2 protein-coding genes and 1 pseudogene are annotated in these 3837 nt (G+C 67.4%); all 3 read left to right on the top strand.

Annotated elements, in window-relative coordinates:
• The first annotated feature begins 256 nt into the window (after positions 1-256).
• Positions 257-1942, top strand: a complete 1686-nt coding sequence (locus RMO51_RS04285; protein WP_310392329.1) for an SBBP repeat-containing protein — start codon at positions 257-259, stop codon at positions 1940-1942.
• 100 nt (positions 1943-2042) lie between these two features.
• A complete protein-coding gene (locus tag RMO51_RS04280) occupies positions 2043-2588 on the top strand; it encodes a DUF6252 family protein (RefSeq protein ID WP_310392327.1) in 546 nt (181 codons plus the stop codon).
• 79 nt (positions 2589-2667) lie between these two features.
• Positions 2668-3837, top strand: a pseudogene (locus tag RMO51_RS04275) (S9 family peptidase); the annotation flags it as partial.

Raw genomic sequence — 3837 nt, 5'->3', positions numbered from 1 at the left:
GGCGGGCACTCCGCCCGTCAACGCCAACCAGATTAACCCCCTGCAAGTGCGCCCCAACGTGGTGCCTAAGTAGGGGCTAACCTCGCCCATGGCTTTTCTGCTGGCGTTTTTCAGCCCGTCATAAACACCGGGCTGAAAACCGCCAGCTGACACAACCGACGGGGGTGTTGACCCTGGGCTTTTAGCCCCGCTTGCATGGACCCTGCCTTTTTTTCACGCCACCTCATTTTTTCACCACACCCCATTTCTGGTAAGTATGAAACAGTTTTACTCCTTCACCGCGCGGCCTTGGCTGCGCACCGTCCTGGCCGCGGCCGGGCTTTGCTTGGCCGCCGCCGCCCAGGCCCAAACCCCCGCCTGGAGCAACGCCAGCCGCGTCGGCGGCGCTGGCCTCGACGCGGGCGCCGCCATTGCCGTCGATGCCGCCGGCAACACCTACGTGGCCGGCCGGTTCAGCTCGGCGACCGTCACCATCGGCAGCACTACCCTCAACAACGTTGGCAACGGCGCTGACGTGTTCGTGGCCAAGTACAGCCCGGCCGGGGGCGTGCTTTGGGCCACTCGCTTCGGTGGTACCGGCGAGGACTACCCCGACGAACTCGCCGTGGACGCCGCCGGCAACGTGTACGTGGCCGGCACTTTTTTCTCAAGTTCCTTTGCCGTTGGTGGCACCACGCTGGCCAATGCCGGCTCTGGCGACATGTTTCTGGCTCGGCTTAGCGCCGCCGGCGTGCCCCAGTGGGGCGTGCGCGCCGGCGGCCCTGGCGACGATTTTGGTACGGCCGTGGCCCTTGACGACGACGGGTTTGTGTGGCTCGGGGGCCAATTCCAGGGTACGGCCACCGTCACGGGCACGGCCACCACGCTGGTCAGCGCCGGGGGGCGCGATAATGGCCTCGTCAAGGTAAACACCGCCGGCACCTACGTGCGCATGGGCCGCGCCGGCGGCGCGGGGAGTGAATTTTTGCAGGGCATTGCCACGGCCGGTGCCGCACTCTACGTCACCGGCAATTTCGACGGCGCTACCCTGCCGGTGGGCACCACCACCCTCACGCGCCGCTGCACCGTTCGCGACGGTTTCCTGATTAAGTACGACCGGTTCCTGGACCTGACCTGGGCCCGCTCGGAAGGGTCAACGGGCGCCACCACCTACGCCAACTACGCCGTGGCTGCCGACCTCGACGGCACCGTGGTGACGGGCGGCGAGTTTCAGGGCACCGTCGTGGTGGGCAACTTCGACACCATCATCAACACCGGCGCCAGCCCGGCCCCGATGGTGGTGCGCTACGCGGCGGCGGGCAACGTGACGGCGGGCCGTAGCAGCAACGGCAGCCTGGGCTTCGGCCGGGTGACGGGCTTGGCCCGCGACGCGGCCGGCGCAACCTACGTGACGGGCCGCTTCAGCGGCATCGTGCGCTGGTCGCTGGCCGAGGTCACCTCGGCGGGCGGCACCGATGTGTTCGTGGCCAAGCTGCCCGCCACCGGCAACGCCTCGTGGGCGGTGCGGGCCGGCGGCAGCGCCAACGACGAAGCCGGCGGCCTGGCCCTTGACGCGGCCGCGCACTGCTACCTCACGGGGAGCTTCAACGGCGCGGCCACCTTCGGCGCGCTGCCGGCCTTGGCCAGCGCTGGCCAGGACGACGCCTTCGTGGCCCGGCTCGGCGGCACCGCGCTGGCGACCCGCGCGGCGCAGACGGCCACGCCGCTGGACGCCTGGCCCAACCCCGTGGGCCCCGACCGGGTGCTGCGCCTGGCCCTGCCCGCGGCCTCCCGCGGCGGCGCCACGCTGCGCCTCCTCGATGCCGTGGGCCGCGTGGCGCACGCGCAAGCCGTGCCCGCTTCGGCCGTGCTGACGCTGCCCGCCACGCTGGCCCCCGGCCGCTACCTGGCCGAGGTGCGAGCCGGCGAAACGCTGCTACGCCGGGCGCTGCTGGTGGAGTAGTAGGATGTTGCCCCGGGCTGCCCAGGACGCCGGGCAGCCTGCGGGTATCAGCCGTGTTCAAATTTTGGTCCTCTAACCCTCTTTTTCCCTGATTCTTTGCATGAAAGCCCTCCGTAACCTCTCGCGCTACTTGCTGCCCCTGCTCTGCGGCGGCTTGCTGACCCTCACGGCCTGCGGCAGCGACGATGACGACGACAACCCCGCCGCCGCTGGCGACGGCACCGTGACCTGGACCCACAGCGGCACCACTTACACCAGCACCGTCCGCTCGTCGGCCATCGTCGACTCCGGCGATAAAATCATCGTCTCGGCCGGCTCCGACGACAATAAAAACATCCTGTCGCTGAGCTTGCAAGGCATCAACGCCAAAGGCGCCAGCGTGTACGACCTCCGCAAAGGCTCGGTGCTCGACAACCTGCCCGCCGGCGTCCTCAACTTGAACGGCAGCGGCGGGGCGGGCACCACCTACAACACCCTGTACGGTCCCAACGCCAGCAACGGCAGCATCACGGTGAGCCAATATGATAAGGCGAGCCAGAAGCTCAGCGGCACGTTCAGCTTCACGGCCGGGGCGTTGCCCAACACCAGCGCCACCGGCACGCAAGGCGTGACCAACGGCAGCTTCAGCTTCACCAAGTTTCGGTGAAGACCGGAGTTTTCCGGCACCCGGCGCCATTTTCTGATTAAGAAGACCCTTTCACATTTCATCTTTTCCGACGCCACTCATGAAAAAAATGGTCCTGTTGCTCGCTGCTTTACCGTCGCTGCTGACGCCCGCCCGCGCCCAAACGGCCCCGCCCGCCACGCCCCAGCGGCCCGTCACCGACACATACTTCGGTAAGCAGGTGGTGGACAACTACCGCTGGCTGGAAGACACCAATAGCCCCGAGGTGCAGGCCTGGTTCAAGGCCCAGGGCGACTACACCGCCCAAACCCTGGCCCAGATTCCGGGCCGCGACCGGCTCATCGAAACCTTCGCGGCCTACGACAAGCTGCTCACCGTGCGCTACGGCGACATCAAGAAGCGGGGCAACCGTTACTTCTACCGCCGCACCCTGCCCAGCGAAACCGTGGGCAAGCTGTACGTGCGCGAGGGCAAAACCGGCCCCGAAAAGCTGCTGTTCGACCCGCTGGCCTACGACAAAAAGAAGACCTACGCCATGACGGCCTTCACGCCTAGCCCCGACGGCCAGCAGGTAGTAATTGGCTTGCAGGAAGGCGGCGCCGAGCTGTCGACGCTGCGCACCATGATCGTGGCCACCAAGGCGTTTCGTTCGGAAAGCATTCCGGCCGTGTTCGGCGGCGGCATCGACTGGCTGCCCGACGGTACCGGCTTCCTTTACACCCCGCAGAACTCGGCCGACCCCAAAGACCCCAAGGGCAACCTCGACACCCACGCCCGGGTGCACCGCCTCGGCACCCCGGCCACGGCCGACCCCGACTTGCTTTCGCGGGCCAAAAACCCGAGCATGGGCATCCGGCCCGACCAGTACCCCATCATGTACTTCTCCAACGACTACACCCAAGTCTACGGCGACATGAGTTCGGTGGACCGGCGGGCCACCGCCTGGGTGGCCCCGGCGGCCGACCTGGGCAAGCCTACCATCGCATGGAAGCGGCTGGCCGTGCCCGCCGACAGCGTGCACGGCTACACCAAGCTGGGCAGCCAACTGTACCTCTACAGCGTGAAGGGCGCCCCCAACGGCCGCATTCTGGTGACCAGCGCCGCCGCGCCCAGCCCCGCCACCGCCGCCGTGCTGCTGCCCGAGGGCCAGCTCAACATCACCCGCCTGACTTCCACCAAAGACTTCCTGTTTGTGACGTTCAGCGACGGCATCAACGAAAAAATCCGGCAGTACGACCCGCGCACCCAACGCTGGGCCGACGTGGCGCAG

The organism is Hymenobacter sp. (assembly GCF_031398885.1).
Lineage (GTDB): Bacteria > Bacteroidota > Bacteroidia > Cytophagales > Hymenobacteraceae > Hymenobacter.
The sequence above is the reverse complement of the archived record's forward strand: the minus strand, read 5'-3'. Positions and strand labels throughout refer to the sequence as shown.